This window comes from Plantibacter lichenum, assembly GCF_050587525.1.
Classification (GTDB): domain Bacteria; phylum Actinomycetota; class Actinomycetes; order Actinomycetales; family Microbacteriaceae; genus Plantibacter.
The window spans coordinates 42,180-65,064 of sequence record NZ_JBOBFT010000012.1 but is presented as its reverse complement, the minus strand read 5'-3'; the positions used below and the strand labels follow the sequence as shown (position 1 = coordinate 65,064).

Genomic DNA, 22,885 nt, shown 5'->3' with positions numbered 1-22,885 from the left:
ATCGTGCGATGCCGGAGGTCGACCGCGTCGCCGCCTCCCGCGAGGCCGTGCGGAAGCGGCGGGCCCGTGCGACCGTGAAGTCCTCGATCGCGTCCGGTGCTCGCACACCTCTCGACGTGCTCGACCAGGCGACCAGAGAGCCCTCCGGCATCGAAGGCAGCATCCGGGTGACCGAGTACATCCTCAGCATCCCGAGCGTCGGCGTCACGAAGCTCCACCGCATCCTCGAGGCCCTCGAGATCTCGCCGGTGAAGCGCCTCGGCGGGCTCGGCCGCCTGCAGCGGGAACGCCTCCGCGAGTTCATCGCAGACCGCTATCCGGGCCGTCGTCGCAGCCGCCTCGTCGTCCTCGCGGGACCGACCGCCGTCGGCAAGGGCACTGTCGCGGCCTACATCCGCGACAACTTCCCGGACGTCCACCTCTCGGTCTCCGCCACGACGCGGAAGCCGCGCCCGGGCGAGGTCGAAGCGGTCAACTACTACTTCGTCTCGGACGAGGGCTTCGACGAACTCATCGCGAACGGTGAACTCCTCGAGTACGCGACGGTGCACAACGCCCACCGCTACGGCACACCGCGCGGTCCCATCGAACGTGCACTGGCAGCGGGCGAGAGCGCGCTCCTCGAGATCGACATCCAGGGCGCCAGGCAGGTTCGGGCCGCGATGCCGGAGGCCACGCTCGTCTTCCTGCAGCCGCCGAGCTGGGACGAACTCGTCCGCAGACTCGTCGGTCGTGGCACCGAGGACGCCGAGGAGCGGGAGCGCCGACTGGGCACCGCGAAAGTCGAATTGGCCGCCGCGAACGAGTTCGATTACCAGGTCGTCAACGACGACGTGGCCCGCGCGGCCCAAGAGGTCGTAGACTTGATGAAGATTCACGGGGAATGAAGTCCGAGCGGCACCCCGCGTCGAACCCCTCCCATCCCCGAACAACCACACGAGGAGTGTGACCCAGCATGGCTGACAAGCTCAAAGGCATCATCGATCCGCCCATCGACTCCCTGCTCACCAAGGTCGAGTCCAAGTACGCACTCGTGATCTTCGCGTCCAAGCGTGCGCGTCAGATCAACGACTACTACGCTGACCTCCACGAGGGAAGCCTGTTCGACAACGTCGGACCGCTCGTCGACTCGTCGGTCGAGGACAAGCCGCTGTCGATCGCGCTCCACGAGATCAACGAAGACAAGCTTCAGGTTCGCCCCTCCGGCGAATAACGATTCACCGAGGTCCGTCAGCTCGTCACAGACGAGGTGGCGGACTTCGTCGTTGATCCGCCACCCCCGTGCCTCTGCACGCCGGTGCCCGCCAGATCCGTGCCGCTCCATCGTGACGCTCCATCGTGACGCCACAGCCGAGCTCGTCATATCCACGCTCACGGCGGCCCAGGCTCTCCACAGCGCTGCGTCACAGTCCGACGCGCTGTCCGAGGCCCGCGTTATAGTGAGTGAGGCCCGGCACACCGCCGTGGGCCGACCCGCGCCGAGCCTGCCTGTGACCCACGGGCGCTCCATGGCGCTGCACGGCACACCACCCACCCTGGGAGACCGCATGACCGATCTGCGCCTGTTCACCTCCGAATCCGTGACCGAGGGCCACCCGGACAAGATCTGCGACCAGATCTCGGACAGCATCCTCGATGCGCTCCTGGAGGTGGACCCGCAGAGCCGCGTCGCGGTCGAGACCCTCGTCACGACGGGCCTCGTGCACGTCGTGGGCGAAGTGTCCACGAGCGGCTACGTGGACATCCCCACGATCGTGCGGGAGCGCGTGAAGGCCATCGGCTACACCTCCTCGGACATCGGCTTCGACGGCGACTCGTGCGGCGTCTCGGTCTCGATCGGCTCGCAGTCCGCGGACATCGCCGCGGGCGTCGACCACGCCTTCGAGTCCCGTGAGGAGTCCTCGAGCGACTCCTACGACCTGCAGGGCGCGGGGGACCAGGGCATCATGTTCGGTTTCGCGACGCGTGAGACCCCGCAGCTGATGCCGCTGCCCAGCTGGATCGCACACCGCCTGGCCGAGCGCCTGGCGGAAGTGCGCAAGTCCGGTGAGTTGGACTACCTCCGTCCAGACGGCAAGACCCAGGTGACCGTCGGCTACGACGGCATCGTCCCGAAGACGGTCGAGACGGTCGTCATCTCCACCCAGCACAACCCCGGCGTCTCCACGGAGCAGCTCCGCAAGGACATCGCCCGCCACGTCATCGCTCCGGTCCTCGAGACCGTGTCCCTCGACAGCTCGAACGTGCGCCACCTCATCAACCCGACCGGCATCTTCGTCGTCGGAGGCCCCAAGGGCGACGCCGGCCTCACGGGCCGCAAGATCATCATCGACACCTATGGAGGCGCAGCGCGTCACGGCGGCGGCGCGTTCAGCGGCAAGGACCCGTCGAAGGTGGACCGCTCGGCCGCGTACGCGATGCGCTGGGTCGCGAAGAACGCCGTCGCAGCCGGATTCGCCGAGCGACTCGAGGTTCAGATCGCGTACGCCATCGGCAAGGCGGCGCCCGTCGGACTCTACGTCGAGACCTTCGGTACCGGACATCTGCCGGACGCCACCATCACATCCGCGATCCGTGAGGTCTTCGACCTCCGACCCGCTGCCATCATCAACGACCTCGATCTCCTGCGCCCCATCTACACCGCAACGGCCGCGTACGGCCACTTCGGGCGTGAACTGCCCGACTTCACGTGGGAACGCCTCGACCGGGTGGAGGCTCTGCAGAGCGCTGCAGGGGTCTAATGGCAGTGGGGGCGAAGGTCGCCCGGGTGGTGCTCGACTCGCCGCTTCCCCAGCTCGACCACCTCTTCGACTACGGCATCCCCGAGGAGTTCGCGGAGGACGCCGTCATCGGCGCTCGCGTCACCGTCTCGCTGAGGTCGGCCGGACGAACGTCCTCCGGGTTCATCGTCGACCTCGCGGAGACGAGCGAGTTCGGCGGTGCGCTCAGCCCGTTGCAGTCGGTCGTCTCGCCGGTCCCGGTCCTGACCCCGGAGCTGTGGTCGCTCGCGCGGAAGGTCGCCGATCGGAGCGCCGGAAGCGCGATGGACGTCATCCGGCTCGCGATTCCGCCGAGGCAGGTGCGCGTCGAGAAGTCGTGGCGCGCGACGCCGCAGCCGGAGTCTCCCGTCGAGGTGCGTCGCCCGGTTCCCGGCTACGCGCCAGGCGCCCTCGATCGACTCCAGCCGGGGGATCGCATCGCCCTGAGCGCACGTCCTTCGCTGAGTACGGCAGATGACGGCTCCGCAGTCCCCGACTGGGCGTTCACCTTCGCTGCGCTCGCGATCAATCAACTCGTCGAAGGCCGCAGCAGCGTCCTCGCCGTTCCCGACTATCGCGATGAGGAGCACCTGCTCGCGGCGCTGCGGACGCTCGGCGTCTCCGACCACGTCTATCGGACGGACGCGAGACAGACACCGGCGGAGCGCTACCGGTCGTACCTCGCAGGCCTCTGGTCGCTGCCTCGCATCGTCGTCGGCAACCGGTCATCGGTCTACGCACCGACCCACGAGCTCGGACTCATCGCCCTGTGGGACGACGGCGACCCGCTGCATCAGGAGCAATTGGCGCCGTACGTGCACGCTCGGGACGTCGCACTCGTTCGCCAGGGGGAGACGGGCGCGGCCCTCGTCATCGCCGCGCACTCGCGGAGCACCGAGGCGCAGCGCCTCGTCGAGCTCGGATTCCTCACGGACGTCCAACCGACTCCGCTCGTCCGGCCGAGGGTCGTGGCCTCCAAACCGGACGGCGACGACACGATGACGAGCCAGGCCCGCATCCCGACGCGGGCCTGGCGGGCGGTCGACGAAGCGCTCCGCACGGGGCCGGTCCTCGTCCAGGTCGCGAGGCCCGGGTACGCGCCGCACGTCGCGTGCGGACGATGCGGGACGAAAGCGCACTGCGCCGCGTGCCAGGGACCGCTCATGCTCGCGACGAGCAGGTCGCAGCCGTCGTGCCGCTACTGCGGTGCGATCGCCGCCCGTTGGACGTGCACCGAGTGCGGTGACCACCGGCTCCGCGTCACGGCCGCCGGCACGGGCCGGACGGCCGAGGAGCTGGGCCGTGCATTCCCGAAGACGAAGATCATCGTGTCGGACGGCGAGACGCCCAAGCTGCGCGTCGGTGCGGAACCAGCGCTCGTGATCGCGACGCGCGGTGCCGAACCGCTCGCCGACGGCGGGTACCACGCCGTCCTGCTCGTCGACGCCGACAGAATGCTCGCCCGCGAATCCCTGCGTGTGGGGGAGGACTGCCTGCGCTGGTGGTCGAACGCGGCAGCGACGGCCGCGCCAGGTGCACCCGTGCTCCTCATCGGCGTCGACGCCCCGGTCGCCGTCGCCCTGGCGCTCTGGCAGCAGCCGCGGTTCGCGAGCGAGGAGCTCGCGGAACGACGTGCCCTCGGCTTCCCGCCTGCGGTCCGCACCGCGACCTTGAGCGGCAGGCAGGAGGCGGTGGACGCCGCGTTGCGGGAGTTGCCGGAGCCGCTCAAGCAACGTGTCCTCGGTCCGACGACGGACGAGGCCGGTGACACGGTCGCGATCGTGCGCGTCGACTACCGGCACGCGACCGAGGTCGCCGAGAACCTGCGGGCCTCCGTCATCGCGTCCGCCGCGCAGCGCCGCCGGGCCGCCCCCGGCCGACGCCAGACGAAGCCCACGCCTACACTCAGAGTACGATTCGACGATCCGGAGATGCTGTCATGATCCACCCCACCCGAGCCGCCGAGCGATCGGTCCGGGCCGCGTGAGGCTCGTCTTCGCCGGCACCCCAGCCGTCGCCGTCCCCACCCTGCAGGCGCTCGTCGCAAGCGACCACGACGTCGTCGCGGTCGTCACCCGGGAGGATGCTCCGACGGGGCGGAAGCGTGTGCTCACGCCCTCACCCGTCGCGGACGCTGCGGCCGCACTCGACATCCCCGTCATCAAGGCGAACCGGCTCGACGCAGTCGTCACCGAACGGATCGCGGCGCTGTCCGCCGACCTCGGCGTCATCGTCGCCTACGGCGGCCTCGTCCGCGAGCCCCTCCTGTCGACGCCCGTCCACGGCTGGATCAACCTCCACTTCTCGCTCCTGCCGTCGTGGCGGGGCGCTGCTCCCGTGCAGCGGTCGATCATGGGCGGCGACCGGGTGACCGGCGCCGCCGTCTTCCAACTCGTCGCCGCGCTCGACGCAGGCCCCGTCTTCGATCGGATCGAGACGCCCATCGGCGAGACCGAGACGGCCGGCGAACTCCTCGAACGACTCGCGATCGCGGGCGGTCCGTTGACCCTCTCCGTGGTCGATGCGATCGCCGCGGGCACTGCGATCGGCGTCGAGCAGAGCGGTGACGTCACCCTCGCGCCGAAGCTCGGCAGCGACGACGCGCGCATCGACTGGACGAAGGACGCCATCGCCGTCGATGCGCTCATCCGCGGGGTCACCCCGGAGCCCGGTGCGCACACGACGATCGACGGTACACGGTTCAAAATCCATCGAGCGACGCTCGTCGGCGGCAACGACGCCGACGCCCAGCGTCTCGCTCCCGGCATCATCGTCGAACGCGACGGACAGATCCTCATCGGGACGGCCACGACGCCGCTCCGACTCCACACCGTGCAGCCGGCGGGCAAGACCGCCATGGCGGCCGCCGACTGGTGGCGCGGTATCGACACGGAAAGCCTGGTGGCCTCATGACGAGCTCCGAACCGCAGCGGGGGCGTCAGCGCCCGAACCGGACGAAGGACACCGGCACGGTGCAGCCGGCGCGCCGCATCGCCTTCGACGTCATCCGCGCGGTGAGCGACTCGGACGCCTACGCGAACCTGTTGCTCCCGCACCGCCTGGCGGAGGCCCGTCTGTCGCCCGCCGACGCCGGACTCGCGACGGAGCTCACCTACGGGACCCTCCGCTTGCGCGGCTACTACGACCAGGTGATCGCCCGCGCCGCGAACCGCCCCGTGTCCGAGATCGATCCTGCCATCCTCGACGTCCTCAGGCTGGGCGCCCATCAGCTGCTCTCGATGCGCGTCGCGAGCCACGCAGCGGTCAACGAATCGGTCGAACTCGCCCGCAGTGCGGGCTCCCGCTCAGCGGCAGGATTCACGAACGGCGTCCTCCGCGCGATCACGCGCAAGGAGCCCGACGCCTGGCAGGCGGAGGTGCAGGGAGGCGCGACGACCGAGATCGATCGCCTCGCCGCTCGCACGGCGCACCCCTCCTGGGTGGTCCGCGCCATCAAGCAGTCCCTCGATCTGCAGGGTCGCGGCGACGAGCTCGAGACGGCCCTCGAGGCCGACAACCTCGCACCGCAGGTGAACTTCGTCGCCCTACCAGGACTCTCGACGCGTCCGGAGGCGGCGACGCCCAACCGCTTCTCGCCCTTCGGGTTCCGCTCAGGCGGAGGCGACCCGCTCGGTGTCGTCACCGCCAGCGGCGGCACGCTCCGGGTCCAGGACGAGGGTTCGCAGCTCGCAGCGCTCGCACTGACACGCGCGAGGCCGGTCGAACCGGGGGAGCAGTGGCTCGACGTGTGCGCCGGTCCCGGCGGTAAGGCGGCGCTCCTGGCGGCGGAGGCCCTCGCCACCGGCGCAGAACTCGATGCGAACGAACTCGTCCCGGCGCGTGCGCGTCTCGTGGAGCGTGCAATCGCCCCCGTCCCGCTGCCCGTCGTCGTCACGACCGAAGACGGTTCGACGATCGGTGCGAGCCGCACGGGTCATTACGACCGGATCCTCCTCGACGCTCCGTGTACCGGTTTGGGGGCGCTCCGTCGTCGCCCGGAGGCCAGGTGGCGGAAGACGCCCAAGGACGTCTCGCAGCTGACGAAGCTCCAGGGCGCGCTCCTCGACTCGGCGATCGACGCGCTCGCTCCGGGCGGCATCGTCGCCTACGTCACGTGCTCCCCGCACGTCGGTGAGACCGCGCTCATCGTCGAGAGCGCCCTCCGCTCGCATCCGGGTCTCGAACGCCTCGACACGAGCGCCGTGCTCGACGCGGTGACGGCGGAACCGCTCGATGCGGCGGCGCCGGGGGGTGCAGTCCAGTTGTGGCCGCACCGCCACGGGACCGACGCGATGTTCATCGCCCTCCTGCAGAAGCCGTTCGACGACGCTGCGGCTCGCTAGGCTCGAAGCATGGCCGTACGCATCAACCCGAGCATCCTGTCCGCCGACTTCGTCAACATGGAGCACGAGCTGGGGCGCATCGCCTCGGCCGATCTCGTGCACGTCGACGTCATGGATAACCATTTCGTCCCGAACCTCACGTTCGGGCCGCAGATGGTGCAGCGCATCCAGGACGTCTCTGCCATCCCGCTCGACATCCACCTCATGATCGACGACCCCGACCGCTGGGCGCCCGCCTACGCGGAGATCGGCTCCTATTCGGTCACGTTCCATGCGGAAGCCGCGAAGGACGCCGTACGGCTCGCTCGTCGCCTGCGGGAGATCGGTTCGCGCGCCGGCATCGCGCTCAAGCCCGGGACGCCTGTGGACGACTATCTCGAGCTGCTGCCCGAGTTCGACCAGATCCTCGTGATGACGGTCGAGCCCGGCTTCGGCGGCCAGTCGTTCATGCGCGAGACGATGCCGAAGCTCGAACGGCTCTCGGCAGAGGTGGCCCGAACGGGACTCGACGTCTGGTTGCAGGTCGACGGCGGCATCACGGCCGACACGATCACGATCGCCGCGGAGGCCGGCGCCAACACCTTCGTCGCGGGTTCGTCCGTGTTCGGCGGAGACGACCCGACGGCCAATATCGCGACACTGCGCGCCGCGGCTGCTGCCCACACGCACTGATCCAGCACAGGATCCCGTCGATGACGCGGTTGCCGCTCCGATCACGGACGAGGCCGCCCCACGAGTCCAGCTGTCGTGCTACCAGTCGCGCTAGCAGTCGCCCTACCAGTCGCCCTACCAGTCGGTAGGGCGCACCGCGGCACGAGAGCGCGTCAAGAACCGGTAGCCTTGCAGGGTGAAAACCTTCGACGAGCTGTTCGACGAACTGCAGATGAAGGCCGAGACCCGGCCTGAGGGTTCCGGCACCGTCCGCGAACTCGACACCGGCGTCCACGGCATCGGCAAGAAGATCGTCGAAGAGGCGGCAGAGGTCTGGATGGCCGCCGAGTACCAGACCGACATCGAGACGGCTGAGGAGATCTCCCAGCTGCTCTACCACGTGCAGGTGCTCATGGTTGCGAAAGGGCTGACCCCGGCGGACGTGTACCGACATCTGTAGGAACGCAAGCGACGGACTCCGTCCACCGCAGCGCCACTCCTCCCCGTCGAGACCACACCACCCACACGAAAGTCACCCCCATGCTGAGAGTCGCCGTGCCCAACAAGGGCTCGTTGTCCGAGACCGCCATCGAGATGCTGCAGGAAGCCGGGTACGCCACACGGCGTGACACCAAGGAACTGCACGTCGTCGACGCCCGCAACGGTGTCGAGTTCTTCTACCTCCGTCCGCGGGACATCGCGACGTACGTCGGCTCCGGTGCCCTCGACGTCGGCGTCACCGGCCGTGACCTCATGCTCGACTCCCACTCGCCGGCCTCCGAACTCGCATCGCTCGGGTTCGGCAACTCGACCTTCCGCTTCGCCGGTCCCTCGGATCGCTTCACGAAGCTCGAGGATCTCCAGGGCACCCGCATCGCCACGAGCTACCCCGGCCTCGTCGGGACCTTCCTGGCCGACGCCGGCATCAGCGCCGAGCTCGTCCGCCTGGACGGAGCCGTCGAGTCCGCCGTTCGCCTGGGCGTCGCCGATGCCGTCGCAGACGTCGTCGAGACGGGCACAACGCTCCGTAAGGCCGGTCTTGACATCTTCGGCCCGGTCATCCTCGAATCGACCGCCGTCCTCATCACCTCACCCGTGGTGAACCCGGCCACCGACACGCTGCTCCGTCGTCTGCAGGGTGTGCTCGTCGCCCGCCAGTTCGTCCTCATGGACTACGACCTCCCCGCGACGCTCCTCGAGCAGGCGACGTCGATCGCGGCCGGCATCGAATCGCCCACGATCTCCCCGCTGCGCGACCCGGAGTGGGTCGCCGTGCGTGTCATGATCCACCGCAACGACGCCAACGAGGTCATGGACCGCCTGTACGAACTGGGCGCCCGCGCCATCCTCGTGACGGCGATCCACGCTGCACGTCTCTGAGGAGCGCACCATGACTCTCGCAACCCGAGTGATCCCGTGCCTCGACGTGGCGGACGGCCGCGTCGTCAAGGGCGTCAACTTCCTCGACCTGCGTGACGCGGGCGACCCCGTCGAGCTCGCTCGGAAGTACTTCGAGCAGGGCGCGGACGAGCTCACCTTCCTCGACGTCACCGCGACGGTCGCCGGTCGGGACACCACGTACGACCTCGTCAGCCGCACGGCCGAGCAGGTCTTCATCCCACTCACGGTCGGCGGCGGCGTCCGTTCCGTCGACGATGTCGCGCGGCTGCTCGCGAGCGGTGCGGACAAGGTCGGCGTCAACAGCGCGGCGATCGCACGCCCTGAGCTCCTCGGCGAGATCGCCGACCGGTTCGGTGCACAGGTCCTCGTGCTCTCGCTCGACGTCAAACGCCACCCCGGCACCACGTCCGGGTTCGTCGTGACGACGCACGGCGGGCGGAAGGAGACGTCGATCGACGCGCTCGACTGGGCGAAGGAGGCGATCGAACGCGGTGCGGGCGAGCTCCTCGTGAACTCGATCGACGCCGATGGGACGAAAGCCGGCTTCGACACGGAGCTCATCACGCTCATGCGCGAGGTCAGCTCCGTGCCCGTGATCGCCTCCGGCGGCGCCGGCAAGGTCGAGGACTTCCCGCCCGCGATCGCGGCCGGAGCCGACGCCGTGCTCGCCGCAAGCGTCTTCCACTCCGGCGAACTCACGATCGGCGACGTGAAGTCGGGACTCTCAGCAGCAGGATGGACGGTTCGATGATGGACGCGGTGACGGGTACGGACGAGATCCTCGCGAAGCTGACCTTCAACGACCACGGCCTGCTCCCCGCCGTCATCCAGCAGTGGGACAGCCGTGAGGTGCTCATGCTCGGTTGGATGGACGCGGAAGCCGTGCGCCGCACCCTGACGGAAGGACGGGTCACCTTCTGGTCCCGCTCGCGTCAGGAGTACTGGCGGAAGGGCGACACCTCCGGGCACGTCCAGTACGTTCGCCAAGCGTCCTACGACTGCGATGGGGATACCCTGTTGGTGGAGGTCGACCAGGTCGGCGCCGCGTGCCACACGGGTACCCGCACCTGCTTCGACGGACGGCAGCTCGATCCGGTCGTCGGCTCCTGAGACGACCACCGATCCCCACCTGGAGCACGTCATGACGATTCCCTCGACGGGAACGACCACGAAGCGCGAGTTCGACGAACTCGCCGCGGACCGACGAGTGATCCCCGTGGTCCGCACCCTGTTCGCGGACGGTGAGACGCCCGTCGGCATCTACCGGAAGCTCGCGCTCGGCAATCCGGGCACGTTCCTGCTGGAGTCAGCAGAGCAGGGCGGCATCTGGTCGCGGTTCTCCTTCGTCGGCGTCTCCTCGTTCGGCGTACTCACCCAGGAGGGCGATGCCGCGGTCTGGCTCGACTACGGCCTGTCCGCGAAGCGTGCGCTCGGCGACACGACCGGTCTCGGCCCGCTCCAGGTCCTCGAACAGCTCTACGAGCGGTGGCAGACGACGCCTCCCCCCGGGCTCCCTCCGCTGACGGGCGGCCTCGTCGGTTTCGTCGGCTGGGAGGCCATCAGGCAGATCGAGCGGCTCCCGAACCGGCCGGTGCGCGAAGTGCAGGTCCCCGGTCAGGCGCTGTCCTTCTCGGCCGATGTGGTGGCGATCGATCACCGCGACGGCACCGTCCATCTCATCGCGAACGTCCTGAACGACGGCCTGGAGGGCGCAGCCGCGCTGTGGCACGAAGCGCAGGACCGCCTCGACCGGATGCAACGACGACTCGCCGAACCGTCCGAGGCGTGGCTGGCCGACCTCGACTTCAGTGCTGATCCCGCTCCAACGCATCGCACGCGCAAGGCCGACTTCCTGGCATCCGTCGAAACGGCGAAGCAGCACATCCGCGACGGCGACGTCTTCCAGGTCGTCGTCTCCCAGCGCTTCGATCAGGACTGCCCCGCGGACCCGATCGACGTCTACCGGGTGCTCCGCAGCCTCAACCCGAGCCCGTACATGTACCTGCTCGCCCTCGACACGCCTGACGGCACCCCGTACACGATCGTCGGATCGTCGCCGGAAGCGCTCGTCAAGGTGCAGGAGGGTCGTGCTCTCACGCACCCCATCGCCGGATCCAAACCTCGTGGGGCGACGCCGGAGGCCGACGCCGACTTCGAAGCGGAGCTGTCTGGCGACGCGAAGGAACGCGCTGAGCACCTCATGCTCGTCGACCTCGCGCGGAACGACCTCCTGAAGGTCTGCGAGGCGGGAACGGTCGAGGTGACCGAGTTCATGCGCGTCGAGAGATTCAGCCACATCATGCATCTCGTGTCGAGCGTCGAAGGCGTCATGCGCCAGGACGTCTCGCCCATCGACGTCTTCCGCGCGACCTTCCCCGCTGGAACGCTGTCCGGGGCCCCGAAACCCCGTGCCCTCGAGATCATCGACGACCTCGAACCGGCTCAGCGCGGCGTGTACGGGGGAGTGGTGGGCTACTTCAGCTTCTCCGGCGATCTCGACCTCGCCATCGCGATCCGGACCGCGACCATCATCGACGGGGTCGCTCACGTCCAGGCCGGAGGCGGCCTCGTGGCGGACTCCGACCCCGAGAGCGAATTCCTCGAATCACAGAACAAGGCTGCAGCACCGCTCCGCGCGGTCGCCGTGGCCAACAGCATGGAACGGGTGCGCTGACGATGCCGAATGCACGGAGGCTCAAGAGCACACTGCTCGGGGCCGCGATCCTCGTGAACGCGGGCGTCCTGGCGTCCTGGACGCAGAACTGGCTCACGGTGACGCTCGCGCCGGCCGCCGGGCACAAGGGGACGATCGACGTCGTCGGTTCGGTCGCGGCGCCCGCACTGTCGGCGCTGGCGCTTGCGGGCCTCGCCCTCGTCGGCGCACTCGCGATTGCTGGACCGGTGTTCCGCATCGTGCTCGGCATCCTCGAGGCGGTCATCGGTGCGTGCGTCGGATACTCGGCCCTCGCCGCGCTCCTCGATCCCGCAGCCGCTGGCGCCGGTGCCGTCACCGAGGCCACCGGCGTGGCCGGCTCCTCGTCCGTGGGCGCGCTCGTCGAGAGCTCGTCGCTCACGGCCTGGCCCGTCATCACGCTCATCCTCGGCGTTCTGCTCGCGATCGTCGGACTTGCGACCGCGGTGACCTTCCGCGCCTGGCCGGGTTCGTCGAAGAAGTACCAGGCCGTCCGCTTCGTCGAGGCCGACCCGGACGCTGAAGCCGACCCCGTCGTCACCTGGGACGACCTCAGCCGAGGCGACGACCCGACCCGCAAGCGCTGACCGGCACCCGGGCGCCGACCGGGCGCCGCAACGCCTCACGCACGACCCCATTCCCCGCACCACCAACCCATCAGACCAACACACGAGCCGGAGCCTGCGCACGGCCTCGCGGAACCACCGCCGTCGAGCCGATAGACTGTTCAGGAACCCGCTGCAAAGGAGACTCATGAGCACCGATCCCTCGGACCCCGGCCACGGACACTCGCCCGCCGCCTGGACGGCAGTGATCATCATGCTGGTCGCATTCGCCATCGGAACGCTCGCGTTCTGGCTCGACCTGCCCGTCGTCGTCTGGGCATCCGCCGGACTCCTCGTCGTCGGGGCAATCGTCGGCTGGATCATGGGCAAGGCCGGCTACGGCGTCAACGGCACCAAGTACATCGCGAAAGAGCACTGACCCGTGCTCGCCGACCTGATGGCCGGCGCGAAGGCCGACGCTGAAGCGCGTCTGGCGAATCGACCGTTCGCAACGGTCGAAGCAGCGGCCCACGCCGCTCCGCCGGCGTTCGACGCTCTCGCGGCTCTCGCACCGGCCGATCGCGTCAAGATCATCGCCGAGGTCAAGCGTTCGAGCCCGTCTCGCGGCGCACTCGCCGAGATCCCGGATCCGGCACTCCTCGCCTCGCTCTACGAGCAGGGCGGCGCGAGCGCGGTGAGCGTGCTCACGGAAGGGCGTCGATTCGGCGGTTCCCTCGAGGACCTCGAAGCCGTTCGTGCATCGATCTCGCTGCCGGTGCTGCGCAAGGACTTCATCTCATCGCCGTACCAGGTGTTCGAGGCGCGCGCTGCGCGTGCAGACCTCGTGCTCCTCATCGTCGCCGGGCTCGAGCAGAAGCCGTTGCAGATCCTGCACGAGCTCATCCTCGAACTCGGGATGACGCCGCTCGTCGAGACGCACACCGCGGACGAGCTCGAGCGCGCGATCGACATCGACGCGAAGCTCATCGGCGTCAACGCCCGCAACCTGAGCACCTTCGAGCTCGACCAGAGCCTCTTCGGCACCCTCGCCGACCGCATTCCCGCCGGCACCGTCCGGGTCGCGGAGTCCGCCGTCAAGACGGCAGACGACGTCGCCAGGTATCGTGCAGACGGCGCCGACGTCGTCCTCGTGGGCGAAGCACTCGTGACGGGCGATCCCGTCTCCACCCTCCAACAGTTCCTGGGAGCCCACCAACGATGAACCTCCGCGACGAGCAAGGCCCGTTCTTCGGGGATTTCGGCGGCAGATACATGCCGGAATCCCTCATCGCAGCGGTCGACGAACTCGCCGAGGCCTACGAGCAGACGAAGACCGACGAGACGTTCCAGGCGGAGCTCACCGCGCTCCTCCGCGACTACGCCGGTCGTCCCTCGATCATCACGGAGGTGCCCCGGTTCGCCGCGCACGCGGGCGGCGCGCGGGTCATCCTCAAGCGTGAGGACCTCAACCACACGGGATCCCACAAGATCAACAACGTGCTCGGGCAGGCGCTCCTCACGAAGCGCATCGGCAAAACGCGCGTGATCGCCGAGACCGGTGCAGGGCAGCACGGCGTCGCCACCGCGACCGCCGCGGCGCTCTTCGGCCTCGAGTGCACGATCTACATGGGGGAGGTCGACACCCAGCGACAGGCCCTCAACGTGGCCCGCATGGAACTGCTCGGCGCGACGGTCATCCCCGTCACGACGGGATCGCGCACCCTCAAGGACGCGATCAACGAGGCGTACCGCGACTGGGTCGCCTCCGTCGAGACAACCAACTACATCTTCGGAACGGCCGCCGGGCCGCACCCGTTCCCCGCGATGGTCCGCGACTTCCAGAAGATCATCGGGGAGGAGGCTCGACAGCAGGTCATCGACCTCACCGGTTCGCTCCCGGACGCCGTGGTCGCCTGCGTCGGCGGCGGCTCGAACGCGATCGGCATCTTCCACGCCTTCCTCGACGACCCCTCGGTCGCGCTGTACGGCATCGAGGCGGCCGGCGACGGCGTCGACACCCCGCGCCACGCCGCATCGATCGAACGTGGGCGCCCCGGCATCCTCCACGGCGCGAAGACCTACGTCCTGCAGGACGAGGACGGCCAGACGATCGAGTCCCACTCGATCTCCGCGGGTCTCGACTATCCGGGCGTCGGTCCGGAGCACGCGTGGCTCGCGGACACCGGTCGCGCCACCTACCTCCCCGCGACCGACGCGGAGGCGATGGACGCGTTCCGTCTCCTCAGCCGCACCGAGGGCATCATCCCCGCCATCGAGTCCGCTCACGCCCTCGCCGGCGCCATCGCCCTGGGCGAGCGCCTCGGCCCTGACACGACGATCCTCGTCAACCTCTCCGGGCGCGGGGACAAGGACGTCGAGACCGCGGCGAAGTACTTCGGCCTGCTCGACGACCAGCACGCTGAAGGAGCCACCTCGTGACCACGTCGACCGCTTCCCCCGTCGGACAGGCGATCGACGCCGCGAAAGTGGATCGCGCCGGCGCCCTCATCGGGTACCTGCCCGTCGGCTTCCCCGACCTGCAGACGAGCATCGATGCGGCGATCGCGCTCGCGCAGAACGGCGTCGACATCCTCGAGCTCGGCGTGCCGTACTCCGACCCGGTGATGGACGGCTCCGTCATCCAGGCGGCCACGATGCAGGCCCTCGAAGGCGGCTTCCGCCTCCACGACGTCTTCACGGCGATCCGTGCGATCCGTGCGGCCGTCGACGTCCCCGTCCTCGTGATGACGTACTGGAACCCCGTGCTCCAGTACGGCGTCGAGCGCTTCGCCTCCGACCTCGTCGAGGCCGGGGGAGCCGGGCTCATCACGCCGGACATCACACCGGACGCTGCGGACGACTGGCTCGCCGCGAGCGATCGATTCGGCCTGGACCGCGTCTTCCTCGCCGCTCCCACGTCGACCGACGTCCGTCTCGCACTCGTCAACGAGCGCTCGCGCGGATTCGTGTACACGGTCTCCACGATGGGCATCACAGGCGCCAGGCAGGACGTCGATGCGGCTGCGAAGACGCTCGTCGCACGGCTCCGAGCCGTCGGCACCGAGCACGCGTGCGTCGGCATCGGCATCTCGACCGCTGCGCAGGTGAAGGACGTCCTCGCCTACGCGGACGGGGCGATCGTCGGCTCGGCGATCGTCAAGGCCCTCGCCGACGGCGGCGTCCCGGCGGTCGCCGAGATCGCGCGCGAACTGGCAGTTGGCGCCGTCCTCGCCCACTAGGACGTACACTCGATCAGAGTTTTCCCCACGAAAGGCGTTCACACCAGTGATTGCACCCCTCAGCATCCCGAGCCCCAGCGTCTCGAGCTTCAGTCTCGGTCCATTCACGGTGCACTTCTACGCCCTCTGCATCATCGCGGGGATCATCGCGGCGACGATCCTCACGTCGCGCCGCCTGACGAAGCGCGGCGCCGAACCCGGCATCGTGCTCGACATCATCCTGTGGGCGATCCCGCTGGGCATCATCGGCGCACGCATCTTCCACGTGTTGACTCACCCGGGCGACTACTTCTACCCGGGCGCCGACCTCCTCAGGACGCTCTACATCTGGGAGGGCGGCATCGCGATCTTCGGCTCCCTCATCGGTGGAGCCGTCGGTGCGTACATCGGCTGCCGCATGACAGGGGTCCGCTTCTGGACCTTCGCGGATGCACTCGCTCCCGGTCTCCTGCTCGCGCAGGCGTTCGGTCGCCTCGGCAACTACTTCAACCACGAGCTCTTCGGCCTGCCGACGAACCTCCCGTGGGGCCTCGAGATCGAAGCCAGCAACCCTGCATTCCCGGTCGGCCTGCCCGCCGGCACGCTCTTCCACCCCACGTTCCTGTACGAGATCATCTGGAACCTGCTCGGTGTCGCCGTCATCCTCTGGATCGGCAAGAAGTTCAACCCGCAGTGGGGCAAGCTCTTCGCCGTCTACCTCATCTGGTACGGCGCGGGCCGCACCGTCTGGGAGACCATCCGTGTCGACCCGAGCGAGTACTTCTTCGGCATCCGCACCAACGTGTGGGCCGCGATCCTCGCGATCATCGTCGGCATCGTGATCCTCATCGTGCAGACGCGCCGTCACCCCGGCCGCGAAGCATCACCGTACGTGACCGGGAGGGAATGGTCCGACCCGAAGGCTGCGGTACACTACTACAACACCGACGCGGAGAACCTGGGTCTCGGTAGCGCTGACGAAGCCTCCGAAGCAGATGGAACGTCCGCAGCCGCAGATTCCTCGGCGTCGGGAGAAGCGGTCGCCACAAGCGGAACCGGCTCGAAATCCTAGGCGTGGCGCACACCGACTTCCCCAGCCTCTGAACCCTCCGGCTCTCGGGGGGTGCCACCTTTGCTCGTTTCCAGGGCCAGCGACGTCCCTTCTGTGATCCCCCTCGTGAGGACGGTAGTTCTATGGCGCATGCTCCGTATGCACAATTCAGCGCAGTTCCGGTCAAGCAAGGCATGTACGACCCGGCGAATGAGAAGGACGCCTGTGGGCTGGCGATGGTCGCCACGCTCCGCGGTGAGGCCTCCCACGCCATCATCGACGCCGCGCTCGGCTCGCTGCGCAACCTGGAGCACCGAGGCGCGATCGGTTCCGACGCAGGCACCGGTGACGGCGCCGGCATCCTGACGCAGATCCCGGACGAGTTCCTCCGCGGTGTGGCCGGCTTCGAGCTGCCGCCCGTTGGCGAGTACGCGGTCGGGATCGCCTTCCTGCCGACGGATGACGCCGCACGCGACGAACTCAAGGCGGGCATCGCCGCGATCGCCGCTGACGAGCAGCTGTCGGTCATCGGCTGGCGAGACGTACCGGTCAACCCGGACCAGCTCGGCAAGCTCGCTCGCGCGGCCATGCCGTCGTTCGAGCAGCTCTTCGTCACGAGCACGCACGAGACCAAGCCGTCCGGCATCGCGCTCGACCGCATCGCATACCGTCTGCGCAAGCGCGCGGAACGCGAGCTCGGCGCGTACTTCATCTCCCTCTCGAGCCGCACGCTCGTCTACAAGGGCATGGTGACGACGCTCCAGCTCGAGCCGTTCTACCCGGACCTGTCCGATGAGCGCTTCGCGACGAAGCTCGCGATCGTCCACTCCAGGTACTCCACGAACACGTTCCCGTCGTGGCCGCTCGCGCAGCCGCTGCGGATGATGGCGCACAACGGAGAGATCAACACGGTCGAGGGCAACCGGAACTGGATGCGTGCGCGTCAGTCCCAGCTCGAGTCCGAGCTCATCGGCGATGTGCGTCCACTGCTCCCGATCATCACCCCGGGTGCGAGCGACTCCGCCTCGTTCGACGAAGTGCTGGAACTCCTCACGCTCACGGGACGCAGTCTGCCCCACGCGATGATGATGATGGTGCCAGAGGCCTGGGAGAAGCAGACCGGCCTCGACCAGACGCGTCGCGACTTCTACGAGTTCAACTCCATGCAGATGGAACCGTGGGACGGTCCTGCCGCGCTCACGTTCACCGACGGCACGCTCGTCGGCGCGACCCTCGACCGCAACGGTCTCCGTCCGGGGCGCTGGCTGGAGACGACCGACGGCCTCGTCGTCCTCGGCAGCGAGATCGGCGTCCTCGACGTCGAGCCCAGCCGCGTCAAGCGCAAGGGCCGCCTGCGCCCGGGCAAGATGTTCCTCGTCGACACCGAAGCCGGTCGCATCATCGAGGACTCGGAGATCAAGGACGAGCTCGCGGCATCACAGCCGTGGGGCGAGTGGCTCGAACACGGCCGTATCCACCTCCGCGACCTGCCGCAGCGCGAGCACATCGTGCACACGCCTGCATCGGTCACCCGTCGTCAGCGCACCTTCGGCTACACCGAGGAGGAAGTGCGCATCCTCCTCCAGCCGATGGGCCAGAACGGTGCGGAACCGCTCGGCGCCATGGGCTCGGACACGCCCATCGCCATCCTGTCGGAGCGTCCGCGCCTGCTGTTCGACTACTTCGTCCAGCAGTTCGCGCAGGTCACGAACCCGCCGCTCGACTCCATCCGTGAAGAAGTCGTCACCTCGTTGAAGCTCGGCCTCGGTCCGGAGCGGAACCTGCTGTCGTGGGGTCCGGAGCACGCGAAGCAGGTCGTCCTCGACTTCCCGGTCATCGACAACGACGAGCTCGCGAAGATCCAGCACATCGACCCGCGTCCGGGCGGAAGCCTGACGTCGACCATCAAGGCGCTCTACCGCGTCGAGGACGGCGCGCGCGGACTCGAGGACCGCCTGGCCGCCATGTGCGACGAGGTCGACGAGGCGATCGCCGCCGGTGCCGCATTCATCGTGCTGAGCGACCGCGACTCCAACACCGACCTCGCACCGATCCCGTCGCTCCTGTCGCTCGGCGCCGTGCACCACCACCTCATCCGATCCGAGAACCGCATGAAGGTCGGGCTCGTCGTCGAGGCCGGCGACGTCCGTGAGGTGCACCACGTCGCACTCCTCATCGGCTACGGCGCCTCCGCGATCAACCCGTACCTCGCCATGGAGACGTGCGAGGACCTCGTCCGCAGCGGCATGATCCAGGGCGTCACGCCCGAGCAGGCCGTCAAGAACGTCATCAAGGCACTCGGCAAGGGCGTCCTCAAGATCATGTCGAAGATGGGCATCTCCACGGTGTCCTCCTATGCGGGAGCACAGGCGTTCGAGGCCGTCGGCCTGAACGAGGGGTTCATCGCCCCGTACTTCACCGGCACCGAATCGAAGCTCGGTGGCGTCGGCATCGACGTCATCGCCGAGGAGAACGCGAAGCGCCACCGTTACGCGTACCCGGAGGACGCCGCATCGACGGCTCACGAGCGTCTGCAGTCCGGTGGAGAATACCAGTGGCGCCGCGACGGCTCACCGCACCTCTTCAACCCGGACACGGTGTTCAAGCTGCAGCACGCGACCAGGACTCGTCGCTACGACATCTTCCGCGACTACACGAAGCTGATCGACGAGCAGGCGGCATCGCTCATGACGATCCGCGGCATGTTCACGCTTCGCACGGATGTGCGTCCCGCGGTCCCGATCGACGAGGTCGAATCGGTCGCGTCCATCGTGAAGCGTTTCTCGACGGGTGCGATGAGCTACGGCTCGATCTCCCGTGAAGCCCACGAGACGCTCGCGATCGCCATGAACAGCCTCGGCGCGAAGTCCAACACCGGCGAGGGCGGTGAGGACGTCGACCGACTCCTCGACCCCACGCGCCGCAGTGCCATCAAGCAGGTCGCGTCCGGTCGTTTCGGCGTCACCAGCATGTACCTGACGCACGCCGACGACATCCAGATCAAACTCGCCCAGGGCGCCAAGCCCGGCGAGGGCGGTCAGCTGCCTCCCACGAAGGTGTACCCGTGGGTCGCTCGGACGCGTCACGCGACCGCCGGAGTCGGCCTCATCTCGCCGCCCCCGCACCACGACATCTACTCGATCGAGGACCTGAAGCAGCTCATCTTCGACCTGAAGCGCGCGAACCCGAGCGCTCGGATCCACACGAAGCTCGTGAGTCAGTCCGGCATCGGTGCGGTCGCGGCAGGCGTCGCGAAAGCGCTGTCAGATGTCATCCTCGTCTCCGGCCACGACGGCGGAACGGGCGCCAGCCCGCTCAACTCGCTCAAGCACGCCGGAACGCCGTGGGAGCTCGGTCTCGCTGAGACCCAGCAGACGCTCATGCTCAACAACATGCGCGACCGGGTGGTCGTGCAGGTCGACGGGCAGATGAAGACCGGCCGTGACGTCATCATCGGTGCGCTGCTCGGTGCCGAGGAGTTCGGTTTCGCGACCGCGCCCCTCGTCGTCTCCGGCTGCATCATGATGCGCGTCTGCCACCTCGACACGTGCCCCGTCGGCGTCGCGACGCAGAACCCGGTCCTCCGTGAACGCTTCACGGGCAAGCCGGAGTTCGTCGTGAACTTCTTCGAGTTCATCGCCCAGGAGGTGCGCGAGTATCTCGCCGAGCTCGGTTTCCGCAGCATCGAAGAGGCCATCGGTCACAACGAGCTCATCAACGCGAACGGCGCGATCGAGCACTGGAAGGCGTCCGGTCTCGACCTCACGCCGGTCCTCGTCGGCCCCCAGTTCGCCGACGACGAACCGCGCACGAACCGTCGCGAGCAGGAGCACGAGCTCGAGAAGCACTTCGACCGCGGGCTCATCGCTGCCAGTGCCGATGTGCTCGAGAACGGCGGTCACGTCTCGATCGACCTCCCGATCCGCAACACGGAACGAGCGGTCGGCACGATGCTCGGCCACGAGGTCACCCTCCGCCACGGCGAGAACGGTCTGCCGGCAGGCAGCATCGATGTCACGCTCCGCGGTTCCGCCGGACAGTCGTTCGGTGCGTTCCTGCCCGGCGGCATCAGCCTGCGTCTCATCGGCGACTCGAACGACTACGTCGGCAAGGGACTCTCCGGTGGTCAGATCGTCGTCCGGCCCTCGGCCGAAGCGACCTTCGCGCCGGAGGAGAACGTCATCGCCGGCAACGTCATCGGCTACGGGGCCACGCAGGGGACGCTGTTCCTCGGCGGCATGGTGGGGGAGCGCTTCCTCGTCCGCAACTCCGGAGCGACCGCGGTCGTCGAAGGCGTCGGCGACCACGCGCTCGAGTACATGACCGGCGGGCTCGCGCTCATCCTCGGCGAGACCGGTCGCAACCTCGGCGCCGGCATGTCCGGTGGAACGGCGTACGTCTACGACCTCGTCCGCGACCGCGTCAACCGAGAATCGCTCGAATCGGGTGAACTGGAACTGCTGCCGCTCGGCAGCGGCGACGTCGAGATCGTCCGCGACCTCCTCGAACGCCACCTGGCGGAGACGGGCTCCCCGCTCGCCGCCCGACTGCTCGATGACATCGACCAGACCATGCAGAAGTTCGTCAAAGTACTCCCACGCGACTACGCGGCAGTCCTCGCCACCCGGCAGACGGCCGTCGAAGAAGGCCTCGACCCCGACGGCGACATCGTGTGGACTCGAATCTTGGAGGTGACCGGTGGCTGATCCGAAGGGATTCCTGAAGGTACAGGAGCGCGAGCTCCCGAAGCGCCGGCCCGTGCCGGTACGACTCATGGACTGGAAAGAGGTCTACGAGCAGGGTGACGCGGCGACCGTCCGCAAGCAGGCCGGACGCTGCATGGACTGCGGCATCCCGTTCTGCCACAAGGGCTGCCCGCTCGGCAACCTCATTCCGGAGTGGAACGACCTCATGTGGCGCGGCGAAGGCCGTTCTGCGATCGAGCGCCTCCACGCCACGAACAACTTCCCCGAGTTCACCGGTCGTCTGTGCCCCGCGCCCTGCGAGAGCTCGTGCGTGCTCGGCATCAACCAGCCGGCCGTCACCATCAAGCAGGTCGAGGTCTCGATCATCGACCAGGCGTTCGCGAACGGCTGGGTGGAGTCGCACCCGCCGGAGCGTCTGACCGGCAAGACGGTCGCCGTCGTCGGATCCGGTCCTGCCGGCCTCGCCGCCGCGCAGCAGCTCACGCGCGCCGGCCACACGGTCGCCGTGTACGAGCGTGACGACCGCATCGGCGGCCTGCTGCGCTACGGCATCCCGGACTTCAAGATGGAGAAGAAGCACCTCGACATCCGCCTCAAGCAGATGCAGGATGAAGGCACCCGGTTCCGCGCGGGCGTCAACATCGGTGTGGATATCACCTGGTCCGACCTCCGTGCACGGTACGACGCGGTCGTCGTCGCGACAGGTGCCATGGTGCCCCGTGACCTTCCGATCCCCGGTCGCGACCTGGGCGGCGTCCACTTCGCGATGGAGTACCTCGTCCAGGCGAACAAGGTGGGAGCCGGCGACAGCGTTCCCGGCCAGATCACGGCCGAGGACAAGCACGTGGTCGTCCTCGGCGGTGGCGACACCGGAGCGGACTGCATCGGAACGGCGCACCGCCAAGGTGCTGCATCCGTGACCAACCTCGCGATCGGGCGTCAGCCCGGCATCGCCCGCCCCGATCACCAGCCGTGGCCGATGCAGCCCAACCTGTTCGAGATCTCGAGCGCGCACGAGGAGGGCGGCGACCGCGAGTTCCTCGTCTCCACCGTCGAATTCCTGCACAACGACGAAGGCGACGTCCGCGCGATCCGTGTGGCCGAGACCGAGTTCGTGGACGGACGTCGCGTCCCCAAGAGCGGCACCGAACGTGAGATCCCCGCCGACCTCGTGCTCCTGGCCCTCGGCTTCACGGGTCCGGAGTCCGACACCCTCGAATCGCAGTGGAACCTGCCCTTCGACGGCCGCGGCAACGTCGAGCGAGAAGACGACTACCAGACCAGCGAGCCCGGCGTCTTCGTCGCCGGCGACGCCGGTCGCGGCCAGTCCCTCATCGTCTGGGCCATCGCGGAAGGCCGCGCCGCGGCAGCCGCAGTGGACCAGTACCTCGAAGGCGACACCCAGCTGCCCTTCCCGGTTCGTCCGACGGACCAGCCGATCTCCCTCTAGGCTTTGTCACGACGACAAACACCAAGCAGCGAGCACAAAGCGCTTTCGCGCAGAAACATGGAGTACACA

General features: G+C 68.4%; 20 protein-coding genes. All 20 read left to right on the top strand.

Annotated elements, in window-relative coordinates; genetic code table 11:
- The first annotated feature begins 8 nt into the window (after positions 1-8).
- The 20 genes from gmk (at position 9) to ACQ3HB_RS15885 (ending at position 22,816) form a co-directional block, all read left to right on the top strand.
- On the top strand, positions 9-887 hold the full coding sequence (gene gmk / locus ACQ3HB_RS15980) for a guanylate kinase (protein WP_430921404.1): 879 nt from the start codon (positions 9-11) through the stop codon (positions 885-887).
- Between the two features lie 68 nt (positions 888-955).
- Positions 956-1,213: a DNA-directed RNA polymerase subunit omega gene (gene rpoZ, locus ACQ3HB_RS15975; protein WP_422780444.1), complete on the top strand. Its 258-nt coding sequence runs from the start codon at positions 956-958 to the stop codon at positions 1,211-1,213.
- 334 nt (positions 1,214-1,547) lie between these two features.
- Positions 1,548-2,741 carry a methionine adenosyltransferase gene (gene metK, locus ACQ3HB_RS15970; protein ID WP_430921276.1) on the top strand — a complete coding sequence of 398 codons (1,194 nt, stop codon included), beginning with the start codon at positions 1,548-1,550 and terminating at the stop codon, positions 2,739-2,741.
- Entirely contained in the window at positions 2,741-4,702 is a 1,962-nt protein-coding gene (locus ACQ3HB_RS15965) for a primosomal protein N' family DNA-binding protein (RefSeq protein ID WP_430921275.1), read from the top strand. The genes metK and ACQ3HB_RS15965 overlap by 1 nt, the downstream gene beginning before the upstream one ends.
- A gap of 40 nt (positions 4,703-4,742) precedes the next feature.
- Complete coding sequence (fmt, locus tag ACQ3HB_RS15960; protein ID WP_430921273.1) at positions 4,743-5,672, top strand: methionyl-tRNA formyltransferase; 930 nt, start codon at positions 4,743-4,745, stop codon at positions 5,670-5,672.
- Positions 5,669-7,102, top strand: coding sequence for an RsmB/NOP family class I SAM-dependent RNA methyltransferase (locus tag ACQ3HB_RS15955; protein ID WP_430921272.1), 1,434 nt, complete (start codon positions 5,669-5,671; stop codon positions 7,100-7,102). The genes fmt and ACQ3HB_RS15955 overlap by 4 nt, the downstream gene beginning before the upstream one ends.
- Before the next feature lie 9 nt (positions 7,103-7,111).
- Complete coding sequence (gene rpe, locus ACQ3HB_RS15950; RefSeq protein WP_430921271.1) at positions 7,112-7,774, top strand: ribulose-phosphate 3-epimerase; 663 nt, start codon at positions 7,112-7,114, stop codon at positions 7,772-7,774.
- A gap of 175 nt (positions 7,775-7,949) precedes the next feature.
- The gene (locus ACQ3HB_RS15945; protein ID WP_430921269.1) at positions 7,950-8,213 is read left to right on the top strand and encodes a phosphoribosyl-ATP diphosphatase; all 264 of its coding nucleotides are present in this window, start codon (positions 7,950-7,952) and stop codon (positions 8,211-8,213) included.
- Between the two features lie 80 nt (positions 8,214-8,293).
- Entirely contained in the window at positions 8,294-9,133 is an 840-nt protein-coding gene (gene hisG / locus ACQ3HB_RS15940; RefSeq protein WP_430921268.1) for an ATP phosphoribosyltransferase, read from the top strand.
- A gap of 10 nt (positions 9,134-9,143) precedes the next feature.
- A complete protein-coding gene (gene hisF, locus ACQ3HB_RS15935; RefSeq protein WP_430921266.1) occupies positions 9,144-9,905 on the top strand; it encodes an imidazole glycerol phosphate synthase subunit HisF in 762 nt (253 codons plus the stop codon).
- A complete protein-coding gene (gene hisI, locus ACQ3HB_RS15930; protein ID WP_430921264.1) occupies positions 9,902-10,264 on the top strand; it encodes a phosphoribosyl-AMP cyclohydrolase in 363 nt (120 codons plus the stop codon). The genes hisF and hisI overlap by 4 nt, the downstream gene beginning before the upstream one ends.
- A gap of 31 nt (positions 10,265-10,295) precedes the next feature.
- Positions 10,296-11,828: an anthranilate synthase component I gene (locus ACQ3HB_RS15925; RefSeq protein ID WP_430921262.1), complete on the top strand. Its 1,533-nt coding sequence runs from the start codon at positions 10,296-10,298 to the stop codon at positions 11,826-11,828.
- Between the two features lie 2 nt (positions 11,829-11,830).
- Positions 11,831-12,433, top strand: coding sequence for a Trp biosynthesis-associated membrane protein (locus tag ACQ3HB_RS15920; RefSeq protein WP_430921260.1), 603 nt, complete (start codon positions 11,831-11,833; stop codon positions 12,431-12,433).
- 166 nt (positions 12,434-12,599) lie between these two features.
- Positions 12,600-12,830 carry a DUF6704 family protein gene (locus tag ACQ3HB_RS15915; RefSeq protein ID WP_430921258.1) on the top strand — a complete coding sequence of 77 codons (231 nt, stop codon included), beginning with the start codon at positions 12,600-12,602 and terminating at the stop codon, positions 12,828-12,830.
- Positions 12,831-12,833: 3 nt separating this feature from the next.
- Positions 12,834-13,613, top strand: a complete 780-nt coding sequence (gene trpC / locus ACQ3HB_RS15910) for an indole-3-glycerol phosphate synthase TrpC (RefSeq protein ID WP_430921256.1) — start codon at positions 12,834-12,836, stop codon at positions 13,611-13,613.
- On the top strand, positions 13,610-14,830 hold the full coding sequence (gene trpB / locus ACQ3HB_RS15905) for a tryptophan synthase subunit beta (protein WP_430921255.1): 1,221 nt from the start codon (positions 13,610-13,612) through the stop codon (positions 14,828-14,830). The genes trpC and trpB overlap by 4 nt, the downstream gene beginning before the upstream one ends.
- Positions 14,827-15,630 carry a tryptophan synthase subunit alpha gene (gene trpA / locus ACQ3HB_RS15900; protein WP_430921253.1) on the top strand — a complete coding sequence of 268 codons (804 nt, stop codon included), beginning with the start codon at positions 14,827-14,829 and terminating at the stop codon, positions 15,628-15,630. The genes trpB and trpA overlap by 4 nt, the downstream gene beginning before the upstream one ends.
- Before the next feature lie 46 nt (positions 15,631-15,676).
- Positions 15,677-16,681, top strand: coding sequence for a prolipoprotein diacylglyceryl transferase (gene lgt, locus ACQ3HB_RS15895; protein WP_430921251.1), 1,005 nt, complete (start codon positions 15,677-15,679; stop codon positions 16,679-16,681).
- A 122-nt stretch (positions 16,682-16,803) separates the two neighbouring features.
- Positions 16,804-21,366 (top strand): glutamate synthase large subunit, encoded by a 4,563-nt coding sequence (gltB, locus tag ACQ3HB_RS15890; protein WP_430921249.1) that lies wholly within the window; start codon positions 16,804-16,806, stop codon positions 21,364-21,366.
- Positions 21,359-22,816: a glutamate synthase subunit beta gene (locus ACQ3HB_RS15885; RefSeq protein WP_430921247.1), complete on the top strand. Its 1,458-nt coding sequence runs from the start codon at positions 21,359-21,361 to the stop codon at positions 22,814-22,816. Before gltB ends, ACQ3HB_RS15885 begins: the two co-directional genes overlap by 8 nt.
- The last annotated feature ends 69 nt before the right edge of the window (positions 22,817-22,885 follow it).